This is a genomic window from Streptomyces sp. NPDC058469, from assembly GCF_042721125.1.
Lineage (GTDB): Bacteria > Actinomycetota > Actinomycetes > Streptomycetales > Streptomycetaceae > Streptomyces.
This window is the reverse complement of record NZ_JBHXME010000128.1, coordinates 1-16,941: the sequence shown is the minus strand read 5'-3', so window position 1 is coordinate 16,941 and position 16,941 is coordinate 1. Positions and strand designations below refer to the sequence as shown.

General features: G+C 70.4%; 21 protein-coding genes and 2 pseudogenes. 14 read left to right on the top strand and 9 right to left on the bottom strand.

Annotated features, from left to right (window positions below):
* Window positions 1-125: 125 nt before the first annotated feature.
* The gene (locus ACFWP5_RS38365) at window positions 126-443 is read left to right on the top strand and encodes a PadR family transcriptional regulator (protein ID WP_384167711.1); all 318 of its coding nucleotides are present in this window, start codon (window positions 126-128) and stop codon (window positions 441-443) included.
* The gene (locus ACFWP5_RS38360) at window positions 440-1,189 is read left to right on the top strand and encodes a hypothetical protein (protein WP_384167708.1); all 750 of its coding nucleotides are present in this window, start codon (window positions 440-442) and stop codon (window positions 1,187-1,189) included. Before ACFWP5_RS38365 ends, ACFWP5_RS38360 begins: the two co-directional genes overlap by 4 nt.
* 282 nt (window positions 1,190-1,471) lie before the next feature.
* On the opposite strand, the gene ACFWP5_RS38355 is transcribed toward ACFWP5_RS38360, so the two are convergent.
* Window positions 1,472-1,672: a hypothetical protein gene (locus ACFWP5_RS38355; RefSeq protein WP_384167706.1), complete on the bottom strand. Its 201-nt coding sequence runs from the start codon at window positions 1,670-1,672 to the stop codon at window positions 1,472-1,474.
* A 196-nt stretch (window positions 1,673-1,868) separates the two neighbouring features.
* Between ACFWP5_RS38355 and ACFWP5_RS38350 the strand changes: the two genes are divergently transcribed.
* The gene (locus ACFWP5_RS38350) at window positions 1,869-2,333 is read left to right on the top strand and encodes a cyclic nucleotide-binding domain-containing protein (RefSeq protein ID WP_384167703.1); all 465 of its coding nucleotides are present in this window, start codon (window positions 1,869-1,871) and stop codon (window positions 2,331-2,333) included.
* A gap of 35 nt (window positions 2,334-2,368) precedes the next feature.
* Entirely contained in the window at window positions 2,369-3,028 is a 660-nt protein-coding gene (locus ACFWP5_RS38345; protein WP_384167700.1) for a CBS domain-containing protein, read from the top strand.
* 68 nt (window positions 3,029-3,096) lie between these two features.
* Here ACFWP5_RS38345 and ACFWP5_RS38340 read toward each other — a convergent pair whose 3' ends face one another.
* Window positions 3,097-3,675: a hypothetical protein gene (locus tag ACFWP5_RS38340; protein WP_384167697.1), complete on the bottom strand. Its 579-nt coding sequence runs from the start codon at window positions 3,673-3,675 to the stop codon at window positions 3,097-3,099.
* A gap of 223 nt (window positions 3,676-3,898) precedes the next feature.
* Between ACFWP5_RS38340 and ACFWP5_RS38335 the strand changes: the two genes are divergently transcribed.
* Window positions 3,899-4,600: a response regulator gene (locus tag ACFWP5_RS38335; RefSeq protein ID WP_384167694.1), complete on the top strand. Its 702-nt coding sequence runs from the start codon at window positions 3,899-3,901 to the stop codon at window positions 4,598-4,600.
* Between the two features lie 133 nt (window positions 4,601-4,733).
* Window positions 4,734-5,738 carry an Acg family FMN-binding oxidoreductase gene (locus ACFWP5_RS38330; RefSeq protein ID WP_384167692.1) on the top strand — a complete coding sequence of 335 codons (1,005 nt, stop codon included), beginning with the start codon at window positions 4,734-4,736 and terminating at the stop codon, window positions 5,736-5,738.
* Between the two features lie 117 nt (window positions 5,739-5,855).
* Here the strand turns inward: ACFWP5_RS38330 and ACFWP5_RS38325 are convergent, their stop codons facing one another.
* The 3 genes and pseudogenes from ACFWP5_RS38325 to ACFWP5_RS38315 form a co-directional block, all read right to left on the bottom strand.
* A complete protein-coding gene (locus ACFWP5_RS38325) occupies window positions 5,856-6,704 on the bottom strand; it encodes a universal stress protein (protein ID WP_384167689.1) in 849 nt (282 codons plus the stop codon).
* A gap of 312 nt (window positions 6,705-7,016) precedes the next feature.
* The gene (locus ACFWP5_RS38320) at window positions 7,017-7,286 is read right to left on the bottom strand and encodes an SHOCT domain-containing protein (RefSeq protein ID WP_384167686.1); all 270 of its coding nucleotides are present in this window, start codon (window positions 7,284-7,286) and stop codon (window positions 7,017-7,019) included.
* A 15-nt stretch (window positions 7,287-7,301) separates the two neighbouring features.
* Window positions 7,302-8,234 (bottom strand): annotated as a pseudogene (locus tag ACFWP5_RS38315) (universal stress protein).
* Between the two features lie 280 nt (window positions 8,235-8,514).
* Here ACFWP5_RS38315 and ACFWP5_RS38310 point away from each other — a divergent pair.
* From ACFWP5_RS38310 to ACFWP5_RS38300, 3 genes are all read left to right on the top strand, one after another.
* Complete coding sequence (locus ACFWP5_RS38310) at window positions 8,515-8,781, top strand: hypothetical protein (protein WP_384167683.1); 267 nt, start codon at window positions 8,515-8,517, stop codon at window positions 8,779-8,781.
* A 30-nt stretch (window positions 8,782-8,811) separates the two neighbouring features.
* Window positions 8,812-9,465: a DUF4389 domain-containing protein gene (locus ACFWP5_RS38305; RefSeq protein ID WP_384167680.1), complete on the top strand. Its 654-nt coding sequence runs from the start codon at window positions 8,812-8,814 to the stop codon at window positions 9,463-9,465.
* A gap of 138 nt (window positions 9,466-9,603) precedes the next feature.
* Window positions 9,604-10,116, top strand: a complete 513-nt coding sequence (locus ACFWP5_RS38300) for a universal stress protein (RefSeq protein WP_384167677.1) — start codon at window positions 9,604-9,606, stop codon at window positions 10,114-10,116.
* Between the two features lie 65 nt (window positions 10,117-10,181).
* On the opposite strand, the gene ACFWP5_RS38295 is transcribed toward ACFWP5_RS38300, so the two are convergent.
* The 3 genes from ACFWP5_RS38295 to ACFWP5_RS38285 form a co-directional block, all read right to left on the bottom strand.
* Entirely contained in the window at window positions 10,182-10,589 is a 408-nt protein-coding gene (locus ACFWP5_RS38295) for an NUDIX domain-containing protein (protein ID WP_384167674.1), read from the bottom strand.
* A 13-nt stretch (window positions 10,590-10,602) separates the two neighbouring features.
* Window positions 10,603-12,330: a GAF domain-containing protein gene (locus ACFWP5_RS38290; RefSeq protein WP_384167671.1), complete on the bottom strand. Its 1,728-nt coding sequence runs from the start codon at window positions 12,328-12,330 to the stop codon at window positions 10,603-10,605.
* Between the two features lie 453 nt (window positions 12,331-12,783).
* Entirely contained in the window at window positions 12,784-12,990 is a 207-nt protein-coding gene (locus ACFWP5_RS38285) for a hypothetical protein (protein ID WP_384167669.1), read from the bottom strand.
* 213 nt (window positions 12,991-13,203) lie between these two features.
* On the opposite strand from ACFWP5_RS38285, the pseudogene ACFWP5_RS38280 reads away from it, so the two are divergent.
* A pseudogene (locus tag ACFWP5_RS38280) lies at window positions 13,204-13,853 on the top strand (CBS domain-containing protein).
* Window positions 13,854-13,960: 107 nt separating this feature from the next.
* Window positions 13,961-14,458, top strand: coding sequence for a pyridoxamine 5'-phosphate oxidase family protein (locus tag ACFWP5_RS38275; protein ID WP_384167666.1), 498 nt, complete (start codon window positions 13,961-13,963; stop codon window positions 14,456-14,458).
* 90 nt (window positions 14,459-14,548) lie between these two features.
* Here the strand turns inward: ACFWP5_RS38275 and ACFWP5_RS38270 are convergent, their stop codons facing one another.
* Window positions 14,549-14,809 (bottom strand): universal stress protein, encoded by a 261-nt coding sequence (locus ACFWP5_RS38270; RefSeq protein ID WP_384167755.1) that lies wholly within the window; start codon window positions 14,807-14,809, stop codon window positions 14,549-14,551.
* Between the two features lie 333 nt (window positions 14,810-15,142).
* Between ACFWP5_RS38270 and ACFWP5_RS38265 the strand changes: the two genes are divergently transcribed.
* The 3 genes from ACFWP5_RS38265 to ACFWP5_RS38255 all read left to right on the top strand — a co-directional run.
* Window positions 15,143-15,424 carry a hypothetical protein gene (locus ACFWP5_RS38265; RefSeq protein WP_384167663.1) on the top strand — a complete coding sequence of 94 codons (282 nt, stop codon included), beginning with the start codon at window positions 15,143-15,145 and terminating at the stop codon, window positions 15,422-15,424.
* Window positions 15,425-15,523: 99 nt separating this feature from the next.
* The gene (locus ACFWP5_RS38260; RefSeq protein WP_384167660.1) at window positions 15,524-16,501 is read left to right on the top strand and encodes a transposase family protein; all 978 of its coding nucleotides are present in this window, start codon (window positions 15,524-15,526) and stop codon (window positions 16,499-16,501) included.
* Between the two features lie 63 nt (window positions 16,502-16,564).
* Window positions 16,565-16,941, top strand: a 377-nt coding sequence (locus ACFWP5_RS38255; RefSeq protein WP_384167657.1) for a hypothetical protein, incomplete at its 3' end; no start/stop codon positions are given.

The following is a 16,941-nucleotide window of genomic DNA, read 5'->3' as shown; positions in this document are numbered from 1 at the left end:
TTGGTCCGTCGGCGCCGGGCTGAACGTCCCCTTCCGCAGGGCCGGTTGGACCGTCGGCCCGAAGACACCAAGACCGACCAACTGTCGTACTCGACATATGGTCGGCGTGCTGCTTCACTCGTGACATGGCATCAATTCGTCTTACGCGCCCGACTCTTGAGGTCATCAAGGTGCTGCTGACGTCCACCGCCGACGACCCCGCGTGGGGGCTCAAGATCTGCGAGGAAGCCGACCTCGGATCCGGGACGGTCTATCCCATCCTTGAGCGACTGGTCGACGCGGGGTGGGCGACTCGGTATGAGGAATCGGGCGAACACCCGGGACGACCGAAGCGGTACTACTACGAACTCACCGCCGTCGGCCAGCAAGCGGCCCACCAGGCCAAAGCGCGGAAGCCTCGACTCTTCGGGCTGCACTCAACAGCTGAAGGGGGAGCGCTGTGAGGGCGGACGAGCCGACTGTGGAGGTCTTCTCCCGCGCTGGAACGCTGGCTGTTGTCGCGGTGCTGACGCCGGTACTGACCGGCGCTGCCGCGCTGATCTTCCTTCTCGTCGGCTACGCCGTGAAGTTGCTCGACCCCGAACCGGCGTTCGCGAAGAACATGTTGACCCTCGGATGGGCGGCCGGTGCCGTGACCGCGGTCGCGATCCTCGGCAGTGCCATCGCGCTGCTGCTCACCTCACTGCGCACCAGGCCCCCGGAGCAAGACCTGGACCCTGAGGCCACTACGAGCACACATACCCAGAACGCCCGGGCAGGTCTTCGGACCCTGGACCTCGCTTCGTTCGTCGCCGGAGAGCGCCGGTCACACCTCCGCGAGGAATGGGCCTCGGTCCTGGCCGGTGATCCCGGCAACGGCATCACCCTCTCCCGACGCCGCAGGCTGCGCTACGCCCTCGGGTTCCTCTGGGCGGCGCTCCGTATGCGGCTGCGTGACCTCACCGCTCCCCTGTGGCTGCCCGTGGACTGGCTCCTGTCGGTGGAGACACGCACACACGGGTTCATCACCCTGGCTGTCGGCGCGCAGGTCGTGTACGTCGAGTGCGAGGACGGTTTCCACGCCCTCGTCACCGAGGGCTGGGGCTGGTGTGCCGGCTGCGGCATCGCCCTTCGGCTGTTCGTCGGCTGGCTCCGGAGAATCCGCGGCATCGAACTCGCGTCGGCACACAGCGACTCCAACGACATCTAGCACCCGGTCACGCCAAGCGCACAGCCGTCGGCTGACCGGAGATCTCCGGTTCAGAAAGAGGGACGATGGAGCCCGCGCGGCCCTACACGATGTCGTTCGTGGCGCCGAGTCCGCGAACGCAGCGGTGCCCACCAATCCGTTCTATGGACTGGTGGGCACGAACAGGAACGCGGCCTTGATGTCCTGCTCAACAACGGGCCGCATAGCGGTCGGCGCGACGTGGAAGGGTGTTGCCGCCGAGGGCAACGAGCACGCGCGCGGGGCAGCCCTTCACGAACGGCGTCAGTGGTGAACGGGCGTCCGCCGGGTCGGCCGGTGCGTGCGGACCACCGGTGCGACCGACGGCCGCTGCGCTGTCCGGCGGGCACGCATCCGCAACACCAGCGCATCGAGTGCGGCGCTGACCACGACGGTGACCGCGGTCGCGATCACCAGCAGGACGGCGAACTGCCTCCAGAACTCCGGCGCCAAGGTCGTACCCACGGTGTCCACCCCCTCATGTCGGTCGAGTCCCTCTCTCGGTTTCATCGAACCGCCGGCAGCCCAGTGGCACAGGATGCCGAAGAGCTCTCCCGGGGCACCGGTCGGCCCGGTCAGCGGGCCGGGTGGCCCATGGCCGGTCGGGACACACGGGCGGACGCTGGAAGTGGTAGATACACACGCTTTCCGGAGGTCCGCCATGAACGCTTCCCCGACCATGAGCATGCCGCGGGCCCTGCCCCCGGAGCACCGCGAACAGCTGATGAGGCTCGCCCGCGAGGTGTCGATCCCGCAGCGCGCCCGGCTCTTCGAGGAGGGCGCCCGCGCCGACCGGTTCTGGATCATCCGCACCGGCACGATCGCCCTCGACATGCACGTGCCCGGCCGCCAGGCCGCCGTCATCGAATCGCTGGGACACAACGAACTCGTCGGCTGGTCCTGGCTGTTCGGCCCGCACACCTGGCACCTGGCCGCCGAGGCGACGACCCCGGTGCGGGCCTGGGAGTTCGACGCCACGGCCGTACGCACCCTGTGCATGGACGATCCCGCGTTCGGCGTGAACGTCTTCCAGTGGGTGGGCGACATCGTGGCCCACCGGCTGCGCGCGGCCCGCACCCGGCTGCTGGACCTGTACGCCCCGTACGGCAGCGGTGGCATGCGGTGACCGCGCCGACGGACCATGACGAACCAGGAGTGGCCATGCATGGATCACCGCACATCGTGAGCGACGTGATGACCCGTACCGTCGCCACCGTCGTTCACGGGACCGCCTTCAAGGACATCGTGCGCACGATGCAGGAGCGGAAGGTCAGTGCCCTGCCCGTGCTCGACGCGGCGGAGCGGGTGATCGGGATCGTCTCGGAGGCCGATCTGCTGCCCAAGGAGGAGTTCCGCGACGACGACCCCGACCGGCATACCCAGTTGCGCCGGCTGTCCGACCTCGCGAAGGCCGGCTCGGTGACCGCCGGCGAGCTGATGACCTCGCCCTGCCTGACCGTGGGCGCGGGCGCGACCCTCGCGCAGGCGGCGCGGACCATGGCACGGGCCAAGGTCAAACGACTGCCCGTCGTCGACCACGCGGGCCGGCTGGAGGGCGTCGTCAGCCGGGCCGACCTGCTGAAGGTGTTCCTCCGGGACGACGAGGAGATCGCGGAGGAGATACGGCGCGAGGTGGTGGCGTATCTGTTCCCCGGTCCGGCGTCGGTGGTGCGGGTCGAGGTCCGGGACGGGATCGTACGACTCGGCGGCCGGGTGCGGGACACGTCCCTGGTTCCCGTGGCCGCGCGGTTGGCACGAGCCGTCGAGGGGGTCGTGGACGTGGAGTTCGGGCTCGACAGGCCCGACGACCGCTCCGCATAGCGCCAAGTGCCGTGAACTCGTAAGCCGTTGCCCCGCCGGTCACCGACGACCGGCGGGGCAACGGTGTCTCAGCCGGTCCTGCGCCCCCAGCGCTCCCCGGTCAGCTCCCACTCCTCGCCCCACCGCTCGGTGGCCCGCCGCTCCACCCGCAGCCGGATCAGACGACCGCCCGCGAACAGGAACAGCCCACCGGCCAGTCCGACCCCCGTTCCGGCCATCACCACGCGTGCCGTCGCCACGGCCGGGCTCACGGGTTCGCCCACCAGGTGGCCGTGCCCGTCCGACCACACCGGTACCGTGCCGCCGGCGACAGCCCCAGCCTTCACGTCCGCCGTGGCGGTACGGACCGTGCCCTGCGCGTCGGTCCAACGCACCTTCGCCTTCACGCGGTTGTAGCCGACCCCGGCGCGTGCACCGCGCGGCATGGTGCCGAGCAGCACGGCGGTGGCCGGTCGATGCTCCGCCCCGTGCCTCGCCTGCGCGGTATCGACGGCCTGAGCACCCGCCAGGCCGGCGACGGCTCCCCCGGCTGTCGCGAGCGCCCAGGCGGTGAGGACGATCCACGCCTCGACCGCATCGCTCTGCCGACGCAGTTCGTTGCGCCGCCACCGCCACCCCAGGACCCTCGCGCGCTTGGTCTTCCGCATCGGTCACACCCCCTCACAGGCATCTCAAGACGGGAACACCAGGAAGGTCCCATTGGGGGATCGCCGCAGGGAGGGGCCACCGGACCGTCATGTGGGGGCCGGTCAGGACACGTCACTAGGGCCGGTTGGGCCGGTCGGCCCTAGTGCTTCCGGGCCGGGCGCGTAATGATCGAGGTCACGGACGGCCCGCAGTCCGTTCACACTCCGGGGAACGAGGGTCGAGATGACCGAGGCACGCACCTTCACCGCACAGGACCCGATCCGCGTCTTCCTGCTGGACGACCACGAAGTCGTGCGACGCGGCCTGTCCGACCTCCTGGACGCCGAGGAGGACATCTCGGTGGTCGGCGACGCCGAGAACGTCGCGCACGCGCTGGTGCGGGCCCCGGCGGTACGGCCGGACGTCGCCGTCCTGGACGTACGCCTCCCCGACGGCGACGGCATCACCGTCTGCCGTGAACTACGCGACCGCATGCCGGAGTTGGCGGTGCTGATGCTGACCTCGTTCGACGACGAGGACGCCCTGCTCGACGCCATCATGGCCGGGGCATCCGGTTATGTGCTCAAGCAGATCAGGGGCACCGACCTGGTCTCGGCGGTACGCACCGTCGCCTCCGGCCAGTCGATGCTCGACCCCGCGACCACGGCCCGCCTGATGCGCTCCCTGCGGGCCGAGCCGACCCCGACACCGGGGATCGCGCCCGAGCTGGCGAGCCTGTCCCCGCGCGAGCGGGAGATCCTCGCACTGATCGGGGACGGACTCACCAACCGCGAGATCGGCAAGAGGCTCTACCTGTCGGAGAAGACCGTCAAGAACCACATCTCCCGGCTGCTCGCCAAACTGGGCGTTCAGCGCCGGGTGCAGGCCGCGGTCCTCGCCTCCCACCTGGAGCAGCCGGAGTCCAGCGACCGTTCGAGCCGCTGAGCCGCGCGCCGGGCCATCCGGCGCGACCCGAGGCCGTACGGCCCCTCCCTCCGGCCCTCCCGGCGGCACCACGCTGGGCAGGAACAGCCAACAGCCCGGCCGCCTTTCGGGCGCGAGGCGGGGAGGAGACCCCATGTCCAGCACGGTTCTAGACGTCCCGACCCTGGAGACGCTGATCGCGGCGTCCGTCGCCGCGCCCTCGATCCACAACACCCAGCCCTGGCGGTTCCGGCTCGACCCGGACACGGTCACGCTGGAGATCCGAGCGGTCGCGGAACGCGGCCTGCGGCACACCGACCCGTCGGGACGCGCCCTGCACGTCTCGGTCGGCTGCGCACTGTTCAACCTGCGCGTCGCGGTCGCCCACTGCGGCTGGGAACCCGTGACCCGGCGACTCCCCCGGCCCGACGAACCCGACCTGCTGGCCACCGTACGGCTCGCCGGAACCACCCGTTTCTCAGCGGCGCCGAAGCTGTACGACGCCCTGTGGCGCCGGCACAGCAGTCGCTTCCCGTTCTCCGACCGACCGGTTCCGGCCTCCGTGCTGACCGAACTGACCGAGGCCGCCCACGCGGAAGGCGCCGTGCTGGACCTCCCCGGACCCGCGCAGACCGACCGGCTGCTACGACTGACCCGGGAGGCGGAGCATCGCAACACCGCCGACACCGGCCGGGCCGTGGAGAGCCGCCGCTCGGTCCACCCTCCCGACGCCGAGTCGCTCGGCATACCTCCGGAGGCGATCGGTCCGCAGGACTTCCGGGAGCAGATACCGCTCCGGGACTTCGGCGCCCACCGGCACCCGACGGCGCTCGCCGCCCGCCCCTTCGAGAAACGGCCCTCCATCGCCGTACTGTCCACACCCCACGACCGCAGGACCGACTGGCTGCGCGCCGGGGAGGCTCTCGAACGCGTCCTGCTGGTGGCCACCGCCCACGGCGTGCGGGCATCCCTCCTCCACCAGGCACTGGAGTGGCCCGACCTGCGCGAGCAACTCGCGGACGGCCGACGGGAGCACGCGCAGATGGTGCTCCGCCTGGGCTACGGCAGGCAGGGGCCCGCCTCACCGCGCCGGTCGGCGGGGCAGTCATTGGAGCAGGGAGCACCGCCGACCACCGAGTCGGGTGTGGCCGCCCGTTGATTGACCGTCCTCCGGAGTCATGGTCCTGGATCCGATCGTCCGCCGCACGTGCGAGTGGCCGGTGGAACACCGTCTGGTGTTCCACCGGCCACTCCCTGCTGCGGCCGTCCGCCGGGACTAGCAGCGGATGAGGGCGACGGGGCAGTCGGCCTCGCGCAGGGCGGTCCGGCCGACCGGGTCCAGCAGGCCGCCCCCGAACCGGGACCGGCCACGTACCCCTACCACCAGGAGCTGGCTGTCCGCGCTGGCCTCGACGAGGGCCCGGCGGGATCGACCCTGTGGCCGACGGCAGCGCAGGGTGACGTCCGGGTACCTCTTGCGCAGCTCGGACAAGGTCTCGGCGAGCGCGAAGTCCTCGTCGTCCTCCGCCACGGCGGTACCGAACCCGCCGTACGGCCGCGTCGCGACGACCTGCCGCAGATGCACGGCCACCAGGTCGGCTCCCCGCAACGAGGCCTCGGCGAAGGCGAATTCGGCGGCTTCACCGAGTGTCGACGTGCCATGGACGGCGAGCAGCACGGGGCCTGCCGGGTTCGGCCTGCCGCGCACCACCAGCAGCGGACCGGACGCGCGTGCGGACAGGTGCCCGGCGACCGAGCCGTCGCGCCGGGGGCCGTGCCCTGGTGTGCCGTTGCTTCCGACGACGGTCAGGGACGCGCGGTGCGACTCCGCCTCCAGCACGTTCCCAGGTTCGCCGACAAGGACTTCGCGCGAGATCCTCACACCCGGTGCGGCGCTGTGCGCACGCTGCTCGGCCTCGGCCAGTGCACCGCTCGTCGAGGCACGTGCACCGGTCCTGCCCGCATCCCATGAGGGAATTCCGGCCGGTGCACCTCCGGACGGCCAACCGATGACCTGCATCAGCTCCAGACCGACCCCGAGCCGCTCGGCCTGCTGCGCGGCGACTTCCACCACCGCCAGACTCGACCGCGAACCATCCACTCCCACGACCACCGGTCCACTCATCACGGTCCACCCCTCTCCAGGCACCCTCCCTGGACGGAAGAGGCGCTCCACTGGACTCCAGACTCGTGCGACCCCCGGCACTCCCACAGGGGCCGAACGGACCCACCAACACACCAACCGGTCCCCGCCTGCGGACCCGTTGGGCCCGACGAGTCCCCGGACGATCAGGACCCTCGGCGGACAGTCCGGGCCGCCGTCGCCGGCGGCCCGGTATCGCAGCGGTGGCGGGACGATCCACGCGCCTGCGTTGGAAAACATCGGGGTGGGACGACGGACGGGGCTCTCCCGTCGATCGTCGTCCCGCCCCGGACCTCAGTGTTCGGTGAGCCTGGAACCGTCCGTACGCAGGACGGCAAGGCGGTTGCGGTACTCCTCCTCGTCCATCTCCCCGCGGGCGAACCGGTCGGCGAGCACCTGCTCGGGCGAGGGCGCGGCGAGGGTGTTCGGACGCTGAGAGGTGTGAGTCAGGTTGCGGATGAGCAGGACGGCGGAGGTCAGGAACACGGCCCACAGCAGGACCGAGCCGATCGACATCGCGAACCAGTCCCAGCCGCTCATGCCAAGTTGGTTCCAGTACGTCATCACGGTGGTCGCTCCTCAGACGTGCGAGACCACGGCGACCGGGCAGTCGACGTGCTGGACGGCGGCGTGGGTCACGGGGCCGGTACGTCGGCCGTGAGGCCGCTCGGCGATGCGGTGGCCGACTACGAGCAGACCCGCGCCGGAGGCGGCCCGGATCAGCGTGGTCTGGGGCCGGTCCTTGGTGACCGTCGCGACGACCTCGACGTCGGGGTACTTGTCGCGCCACAACCGCAGCGCGCCGGCCAAGAGGTTCTGCCATTCCTCGGCCCGGTGCGGGTCGTTGAGCAGGTCGACCTCGCCGGGACCGAGCCCCAGGATCGGCGTCTGCCAGGCGTGGACAACACGGAGCCGCGCGCCGCGCAGCCGGGTCGCCTCGAAGGCGAACTCGATCTCGGCGTCGCCCGGTGCGTCCAGGTCGACGGCCAGTACCACGTCCCGGTACTCGGTCCGCGGGCCGGCGTTGTTGTCGTCGGTGGGCAGGAGCTCGTCAGCCGCCGTCTCGCCGGCCCGGACGAGAACCACGGGGCGGGTGGCACGGGCCATCACGCCCTGAGCGACCGAGCCCACCAGAGACCCGGTGGGCCCGCTCAGGCCGCGCGAGCCCAGCACCAGCAGTTCGGCATCTTCCGCCGCCCCCAGCAGCTCCGCGATCGCGGGACCCTTCATCAACTCGTTGGCCAGGCGTGCGTCCGGCCACACCGCCCGGACCCGGTCCTGTGCCTGCCTGAGGGCGTTCCGCGCCAGATGCCGTTGGACCGCGCTCTCGGACTCTTCCTCTGCCGGGCGCGGATGCCGGTCCCAGGCGTGCACGAGCCGCAGCGGCAGGCCGCGGCGCAGCGCTTCCCGGGCCGCCCTCCCTCACTGCCTGAAAGGCGTGGGAGGTGCCCCCATGGCGGCGGCCAGGCTCTCCGCAGATCCGTCCACTCCGGACATGACGGACGCAAGCATGATCCGCACCTCCCCTTACTCGGTGTGTTCCTCGATGCCAGCGTCGTTCCTCGACTGCCCGGGCGGGAGGGGTCTCCGGGGCCTCGCACGGGGCCACCCGGCCTCATGTCCCCGCCGTCTGCGGTCAGTTCGGGAGTCCAGGCCGGCCGGACTTCCCTCTGCTCATGGGTCAGCCGCAACCTCACTCGCCGATGGTCGGTTGGGACGAGGGCCACTCGGCCCTGCCGCCTGCCCGCTCAGCCCCTGGGCCGCCGGGGATCGGAGCGGGACGCTGGCGCTGATGTCGGATAGAGGATGCCGCCGGCTCCCTGCCGAGACGGTCCCGGTTCCTCTCATTCTGATCGGCGCGACCGTACTGGGCGGCTGCCTGGTGTTCGGCTACAGCTCGTTCGTCGTCGGCTTCAGGCTGATGGCGGCGGGAGTCATCGGGCTCATCACGTTCATGAGTACCCGTGGTGTTGTCCTGCGGCCGGGCGAGTGCGAGGCCGTCATCGAGGAGCGGCACTACATCGGCAAGCACGACGACCACCGGAACTACCGGAGTTGACCGCCTTGTTCTCCGAAAGGATCATTCGCCATGAATGAAGCGATGCCCGCGGCCCACCCCGCCCGGTTGACCGCGAGCCTCGATCCGTCCCTGTCGCGCTGGCTGTGGCTGGTGAAGTGGCTGCTCGCCGTCCCCCACTACGTCGTCCTGTTCTTCCTGTGGGTGGCGTTCGTGGGGACGAGCGTGGTGGCCTTCTTCTCGATCCTGTTCACCGGCCGCTACCCGCGCCCGCTGTTCGACTTCAACACCGGGGTGCTGCGCTGGAGTTGGCGCGTGGCGTACTACGCGTACGGCGCCCTGGGCACCGACCGATACCCGCCCTTCACCCTCGCCGACGTGCCCGACTACCCCGCTCACTGGGACGTGGCGTACCCAGAGCAACTGTCCCGCGGTCTCGTCCTGGTGAAGTGGTGGCTCCTGGCCGTTCCGCACTACCTGGTCCTGGGATTCCTCCTCGGCGGGCTCAAGTTGCCCTGGGCGTCGGGCGGCCTCATCGCACTGCTCGCCCTGTTCGCCGGGGTCTCGCTGGCCGCCGCCGGGCGCTACCCGCGCGGCCTGTTCGACCTGGTGATCGGTCTCAACCGGTGGGTGCTGCGCGTAGTCGCCTACGCGGCACTCCTCACCGACGTCTACCCGCCTTTCCGGCTCGACCAGGGAGGCGACGAACCCGGAGCCGCGTCCTGAGCACGGCACCCGTCGGGGCCCAGACCTTCAGGGCCGGCAACAAGGGCCCGTCGGGCCCGGACACAGCCCCGTCGGCCCATGCCACGGCCGCCGGGTCCCGGCCGATGTGGTGACAAGAGACCGACCAGGGAGGCTCCCATGACCGAACACACCGACGGCAACAGCATCGTGGTGGGCGTCGACGGCTCCGAACCGTCGATGGCGGCCCTGCGCTGGGCGGCCGAACAGGCAACAACCCTGCACACAGACCTCGTCGCCGTGCACGCCTGGGAACCGGCCGCGAACGGACACGCGCCCTACGCCCCGGCGCCAGCCGGCCCGACGCCCGCCCAGGAGCGCGAACGAGCCGCCCAGATCCTCGCCGCCACCGTGCGCGAGGCCCTGGGACCCCGGAGCGGCGATGCCGTTCTTCGCGTCGTGGCGGAGGGACCGCCCGCACGCGTACTGCTCCAACAGGCCCGCGGCGCGCTGCTGTTGGCACTTGGACGTAAGGCGCACGGGAACTTCGGACTGCCCTCGGTCGGCCCGGTGGGCCGAGAGTGCCTGCGGCACGCGACAGTCCCCGTGGTGACCGTTCCGATCGGGGACCGGTCCCAGGAGTCAGTGGAAGCCGTCAACTCGCCTTCACTGACCGGGAGTCGTGCCCCCTAGTGCCGTGGGCGGTCGGAAAGTCGACCGGAAGTCGGCTGTCGCAGACTCCGTTCGACTCCTGTCCCTCAGGGCAGTTGGCCAGAGGTATGAAGCATGTCGAACACCATCTGGTCCACTGCCGAGACCCGCGCACGGTCTCCGTAGCCGAACCAGTCCGACTCCGCGATCTCGCTTGAGGCAACCAGCGGACCGGTGTACTCAGCGGTGTAGCAGATCATCCGGAACTCGGCGCGTCCGTCGTCATCCCCCCGCGTCTCGAAGGTGCCGACGTGCACCATCGTGGCCGTATCGACCCGGGACTGGAGTTCCTCGTCGATCTCGCGCGCCAAGGTCTGCGCATCGGACTCACCCGGCTCCCGCTTCCCGCCCGGGAAGTAGAAAACGTCCACACCGCGGTTGCGCGTCACCAGCACTCGCTCATTACGCACCAGAACCCAGGCCACCTTCTCCGGAACGACCTCGATCTTCCCCATCCCCCGCCCCCACCTACTTCTCGGTCACCGGTACCTTCCACACGAGCGTGGTGCCGCCGCCCTGCGGAGTGGTCCACTCCAGCTCTCCGCCCAGTTGCCGGGCCCGCTCCTCCAGGTTCCGCAGCCCGCTGCGTCGGCCCTCGGCCGGGATGCCCACGCCGTTGTCGGTGACCGACAGACACACCTCGCGGCCGTCGGTCACCAGGGCGACATCGGCACGGTCGGCCTGAGCGTGCCGGGCGACGTTGGTCAGCGCCTCGGACAGCACAGCGATCACATGGTCGGCGATCTCCCGGGACACGTCGGTGTCGACCAGGCCCTCCATACGGACACTGGGTGCGAAGCCCAGCACGGGAGAAGCTTCGCCGACCGCGCGCACCACGCGAGCCCGCAGCCCCGTCCCGGCACCGCCATCGCGCGTCCGAAGGCCGAAGATCGTCGACCTGATGATCTTGATCGTCTCGTCCAGGTCGTCCACCGCCCGCACCACGCGTTCGGCGGCCTCCTCGTGCTCAATGAAACGGCCGGCGCTCTGAAGCGTCATACCGGTGGCGAACAGCCGTTGGATGGCCAGGTCGTGCAGGTCACGGGCGATCCGGTCGCGGTCCTGGAGTACGGCGATCTCCTGCGCGTCGCGGCGGCGGTCGGCCAGTTCCATCGCAATGGCGGCCTGGGCGACGAAGGACTGCAGGGTCTCGGTCTCCGTCCCCGAGAAGGGCTGCTGATCGGCCTCTCGCGCGAGCAGGACGACACCGCGCACACCCGCCTCTGCCGTACCGATGGGTACCGCCACAGCAGGACCGAGTCCTCCGAAGCGCGGTGGATCCAGCGAGATGCGACCGTCGTTGCCTACGTCCGCGCTGGTGACGGGGGTGGCGCTGGAGAAGGCCAGTCCCATCAGGCTGCGGTCCATGGACAGGACGAGACCCTGGTGCGACTCGGCGTCCATCCCGACGGCAATCTCCACGGCGAGCGACCCGGTGTCCTCCATCGGCAGCGCCACCGCCGCGAGAGCCGATCCCGTGATCTCGCCGGCCCGCTCGGCGATCAGGGCGAGGACATCGGCAGGTGCACCGCCGGACATCAGCCTGTAGGTGACCTCGGCGTTGGCCTGCAGCCACCGTTCGCGCAGCCGGGACTCCTCGTAAAGGCGAGCGTTGTCGATCGCGACGCCGGCCGCCACGGCCAGCGTCGACAGCACCGACTCGTCGTCCTCGTCGAACTGCACGCCTCCACGCTTCTCGGTCAGATACAGGTTGCCGAAGACCTGGTCACGCACCCGGATCGGGACACCGAGAAAGCTGTTCATCGGCGGGTGATTGGCCGGGAAGCCGTACGACGCGGGGTGCTGGGAGATCTTCGTCAGCCGCAGCGGCTCCGGGTGGCGAATCAGCTCACCCAGGATGCCGTGGCCCTCCGGATAGGGGCCGATCTCGGCGATCTGCTCCTCGGTGACACCGACCGTGTGGAAAGCCGACAGGGCCTTCCCGTCCGGGGTGATCACACCGAGCGCGGCATACTCGGCGTCGACCAGAACCGCCGCCGCCTCCACGATGCTGTACAGGGCCTGCTCCAGGTCCAGCTCCCGGCCGACCGAAAGCACCGCCTCCAGAAGACTGTGCACACGGTCACGCGTGCCCCGGGCCGCGTCCAGCCGGGCCTGCAGCTCCTCCAGCAGATCGTCCATCTTCAGCTGCGGCAGCCGGACACGGGCCTCTCGGGACTCCTCAGGGCTTCCCACCGGTGATCCTCCAGATCGCCTAGCCACAGCGCCGGCCTACCGCTCCGGTCACGTGCCACGTTAGCCGCCCCAAGCCGGTGAGCATATGGGATCAAGTCCCTGGAGGAATGCTCCGGGACCGAGAACTCGATCAATGGCCGTCCCCTCCGGGCAGTCCCCGGCCTGAGTGGCGATGAACGCCTGAACACGACGCTCGACGCCGAGCCTGGCCCGGCAGTTCGCCGACGCGGAAACGGAACCCGCTGGCCCGAGCACAGGGCCAGGCGGCCCTGTGTGCGCCCTCGGTACCAGGGCCAGTCTGGAACTGCTGACGAACGATCAAAGGAGTGGAGCAGATGACGCTCAAGGACACCGCCGTCAACACCCCTCCGCCTGCCGCCCTACAAGTGCGGACCGAGGGGGACGTGGACGAGGAAGCACTCGCCTAACTGCGGTCCAAGCTGAGCGCGGTCCTCAACACAGCCCGGGGCTCGCTCCGGTCGGCGGCGAGGTGCAGATCGCCAGGGCCGCGGCGCAGCACGCCGAACAGCCGTGGTCGGCCGGGCCGAGATCCGGGTGGGAAGCGATCTCCTCGTCGTCCATGCGCGGGAAGCGAGCGCGCACGAGCTCGCGGACCGGTTGCAGGACCGGCTGCGTACCCGCCTGGATCGAGTGGTGCACCGCGAGGACACGGCCCGTAGGTCGGTAACACCGCCCCCGTGGCGCGGTGGCCCGGCGGACGGTCGGCAGGATCCGTGAGGCATGCTCCGGGCGACGGCCCGTCGCCCGACGGGAGGGGAACGGCCAGCCCCGGCAAGGCAGTTGGACGGCCGTTCCCTTCCACCGCAGGTGTTGGAGGAAAGTGCCGTGAAGACCCACACCGTCGGTGAAGTGATGACCAGTGACGTCGTCCGGGCACATCCCATGACACCATTCAGAGAAGTGGTCCGGCTGCTGGAGCGGCACCGGATCAGCGGGGTGCCCATCGTCGACCGCGACGACAAGGTGCTGGGGGTGCTCTCCGGGGCCGACCTGGTACGCGAGCAGGCACGCCGGGCCGGCGCCGAAGAGGGGTGCATCGCGACGGCGGAGCACCTGATGTCGACGCCCGCGGTCACCGCGCACCGGGACAGCCCGTCCCGGACACCGCGCGGGTGATGGAACGCCGTGGCATCGAGCGGCTGCCCGTGGTGGGCGAGGAGAACCGCCTGATCGGCATCGCCACCCTTCGCGAACTGCTCCGTGTCTTCCTCCGCACGGACGGGGACATTCGCCGTGAGGTGACCGACGACGTCCTGGTCGGCACTCTCGGTCTGGCCCCCGACACCGTCACCGTGCTCGTCCGCGACGGCCTGGTCACCCTGACCGGCCCGTTGGAACGCCGTAGCGACGTCCCGAAGGCGATCAGGGCGGTGTGGCGGCTGGAGGGCGTCGTCGGAGTGGTCAACGGCCTCAGCTACCGCCTCGACGACGGCCCCCCGCCCGCCCGGCAGACTCTGGGGCAAAGGGCCGACCGGACACGTCCCAGGGCCGAACGGCCCTAGCCCGACCAACACCGGAGCGGCTCGAATGGCCTGATCAGCCCCAGACGCCCCACCCATCGGCCGCCACCCCGGTGCTCCGGTGGGCCGCAGGCCGGAGACACCGAGCAGTGAGCGAAGAACCTGTCGCGAGGCCTCCCGAGGCCCCGGACCGAGAACAGCCGGTCGCCGCGGAGCCGCCGGACCGGACCGTCGAGATCGACGGCGCGGAGGCACTGCGGCTGCTGGGCAGCGTCCCGATGGGGAGGATCGCCTTCACCCGGCAAGCACTGCCGACTATTCGCCCGGTGAACCACATCGTGGACGACGGGAACATCGTCATCCGCACACACGAGGGCGCGGCCTTGACCTCGCGCACCCTCCAGGCCGACGGCCCGGGAGTCGTGGTGGCCTACGAAGCCGACGCCATCGACCCGGACACTCACCTCGGCTGGAGCGTGGTGGTCACGGGATATGCCCACCTGGTCACCGACCCCGGCGAACTGGCCCGTTATCAGGCGCTGTTGCGCCCTTGGGTGAGGCAGCCGATGGACTACGCGGTCCGCATCCGCCCGGACCTGGTCACGGGGCTCCTGCTCGTCCCCGTCGACCAGCCGACCGAAGCCTGACATCTGGCCTCCGGCGCCCGCTCGTCCAAGGCTCGGACGAGCGGGCGTGGTCGCGTGCGTCGGCCGTTTGCCACCCCGACGAAGTGCGCGTCAGTCGTGAGGAACCACCACTGCGAGCACCGCCGTGGCGCGCAGCACCGCATAGGTCACCGGGCCGACGAGCGCGCCGAGCGGGCCGACCCGGGGCTTGTGGCCGATGACGAGCAGCGAGGCTTCACGTGCAACGTCGGCCAGGTGGGAACCGGCCTGGCCGACCACGGCTTCTTCAATCACTTCGGCGTTCGGGAACTTGTCCCGCCACAGCCACAGCCGCAGTTCGTCGGTTTGCGACCCTCGTGCCTCCTGCGCCAGCTCCCCGGCGATACCGGCCTGACCTGAGCCGGACGAGGACTCCTTCTAACGACCTTGGGAGTAATTGACGTTGGGGCGTGCTGGCCTGGCGGCTCGGCTGGTGGGTGATCAGCGGGTCGTCATGCGGGCGAGGATCAGTCTCGGTTTCTGATCTCGACCCCAAATCCGCATCGCGGTGCGTAGCTCCAGGGTCCAGGCTGGAGGGGAGGGGTTCTGCTGTTTCCCTTAGTAGGTGAGCAGGGAGGAGCTATGACAGCAACGACGCGGAAGGACACTCCTGTCGCCATCGAAGGTGGCGGGGTGGAGTTTCGTATGCAGGACGTCGGTGGAGACATGTCCGTTGCCTTTGTGACGTTTCCCGAGGGCACCGACATGGGGCCGGCTCTTGAGGGTCTGGCCGGCGATCTGTGTCCGTGCCCGCACTGGGGCTACCTCTTCAAGGGGCGGCTGAAGATGCGGACGCCGGACGGTGACGAGTTCTACGAAGCGGGTGAGGCCTTCTACTGGCCGCCCGGCCACGCCCCGGTGGCGCTCGAAGACTGCGAGTACATCGACTTCTCGCCGACCAAGGACCTCAACGAGGTCATCGAGCACGTCAAGGCGCAGGGAGGATGAGGGGCGTCTCGCCAGGGCCGGGCGGCCCGGGCGGGTTTTGGGGCAGTACCGGCCGGGCCTGACCGTGACAGGAGAAGGGCCGTGCGGGTTGGGTGAGTTGTGACGCTTACTTGGGCCCGTGCGGCCTGTTCCCATCCTGGCCTGTCCGGGGTCTCTCGCGCACGCTTCGGCGAGTTGCTCGAAGAACTCGCCCCGAAGTGGCAGGCCCGCCGTGAGTCCGCACTGCGCGAGCGGCGGGGCGGGGAACGGCGGCGGGCCGCCGGGGCCGGGCGCAAGCAGCGGCTGGTGTTCACCGACCGGCTCCTGGTCACGCTGGTCCACCTGCGGCTGGGCCTGCCGCACGCGGCACTGGCCGAGCTGTACCGGGTGGACCGCTCGACCGTCTCCGGCGCGATCCGAGAGCTCCGGCCGCTGCTGGCGGCCCGGGGCTTCGCGGTGCCCGGCCGGCCGGGGCTGCGGCTGCACACGCTGGAGGACCTGTTCGCCTATACCGCCGCGGAGGGCGTCAGGCTGCGGATCGACGGCACGGAGGTGCAGGTCCGGCGCCCGCGCGCGGGCCGCCCCGGCCGCAAGGCGTTCGTGTCCGGCAAGAAGAGGCAGAACACCATCAAGACCACCACCTTCAGTGACGGCCAGGGCCGCACCCTGTTCAGCGGGGTCGTACGGCCGAGCCGGATGCACGACCAGACCGCCGTGCGTACCGAGGGCATCGCCGAGCAGTTCCGCCACCACCCAAAGGTCGAGGCCGAGGTCGACGAGGGCTACCGGGGACTGGCCAACGAGTTCCCCGACCAGGTCAGCGCCCCGCCGAAGAAGCCGAAGGACGACGCTCCACTCGGCGAGCACCATGCCTGGCGCGAACAGCGACGCCGCCAGTCCTCCGCCCGGATCTGCGTGGAACACACCAACGCTGAGTACAAGCAGTGGCGCCCGCTCCAGCGGTTCATGGGTCGCCGCGAGACCTACCCCGAGACCCACCTCGCGATAGCCGCCCTGGTATCCGACCGCTCCGCCCGGCGGGCGACCCGCCGCAAGCTGAGCACCGAACTGGTGCTCGCCCGGCAGGTCGCTTGCTGATCACCCACCCGCCGACCCGCCAGGCCAGCACGCCCCAACGTCAATTACTCCCAAGGCGTAACCGTGGACGATCCACAGGGCGACCGCACGTCGATTGGCCGCGTCGAAGGCGAACTCAACTACGGCGTCTGGGAATTCGCCGCAGCCGAGAACGAGTACGACGTCGCGGTCCGGAGCCGTCTCGGAGGCGGTCCCGGAGCTGTTCTGGACAGGCTGGGCCGCAGCATCCGCTCCGGCGGGCACGAAGACAACGGGACGCTCGGCCCGGCCCACCAGGGCCAGCGCGACGGAGCCGAGCAAATGTCCGGCGGCCCGGCGCCCAGCCCCTGCGACCCGAGCACCAGAAGCTCCGACTTCCGTGCGGCGACCGGCAGGGCCGAGCCCGGGCGCGGGACAAGCTGGTCGAGCGCGTGTGCCGCCGTTCGGCCCCTGTGCCATGC

Bases quoted from the DNA above. Each gene is read 5' to 3' on its own strand.
- ACFWP5_RS38330 (WP_384167692.1), top strand. From the start codon at position 4,734: ATGTCCAGCACGGTTCTAGACGTCCCGACCCTGGAGACGCTGATCGCG.
- ACFWP5_RS38305 (WP_384167680.1), top strand. From the start codon at position 8,812: ATGAATGAAGCGATGCCCGCGGCCCACCCCGCCCGGTTGACCGCGAGC.
- ACFWP5_RS38295 (WP_384167674.1), bottom strand. From the start codon at position 10,589: ATGGGGAAGATCGAGGTCGTTCCGGAGAAGGTGGCCTGGGTTCTGGTG.
- ACFWP5_RS38320 (WP_384167686.1), bottom strand. From the start codon at position 7,286: ATGACGTACTGGAACCAACTTGGCATGAGCGGCTGGGACTGGTTCGCG.
- ACFWP5_RS38350 (WP_384167703.1), top strand. From the start codon at position 1,869: ATGAACGCTTCCCCGACCATGAGCATGCCGCGGGCCCTGCCCCCGGAG.
- ACFWP5_RS38310 (WP_384167683.1), top strand. From the start codon at position 8,515: ATGTCGGATAGAGGATGCCGCCGGCTCCCTGCCGAGACGGTCCCGGTT.
- ACFWP5_RS38300 (WP_384167677.1), top strand. From the start codon at position 9,604: ATGACCGAACACACCGACGGCAACAGCATCGTGGTGGGCGTCGACGGC.
- ACFWP5_RS38365 (WP_384167711.1), top strand. From the start codon at position 126: ATGGCATCAATTCGTCTTACGCGCCCGACTCTTGAGGTCATCAAGGTG.
- ACFWP5_RS38265 (WP_384167663.1), top strand. From the start codon at position 15,143: ATGTCCGTTGCCTTTGTGACGTTTCCCGAGGGCACCGACATGGGGCCG.
- ACFWP5_RS38340 (WP_384167697.1), bottom strand. From the start codon at position 3,675: ATGCGGAAGACCAAGCGCGCGAGGGTCCTGGGGTGGCGGTGGCGGCGC.
- ACFWP5_RS38345 (WP_384167700.1), top strand. From the start codon at position 2,369: ATGCATGGATCACCGCACATCGTGAGCGACGTGATGACCCGTACCGTC.
- ACFWP5_RS38325 (WP_384167689.1), bottom strand. From the start codon at position 6,704: ATGAGTGGACCGGTGGTCGTGGGAGTGGATGGTTCGCGGTCGAGTCTG.
- ACFWP5_RS38335 (WP_384167694.1), top strand. From the start codon at position 3,899: ATGACCGAGGCACGCACCTTCACCGCACAGGACCCGATCCGCGTCTTC.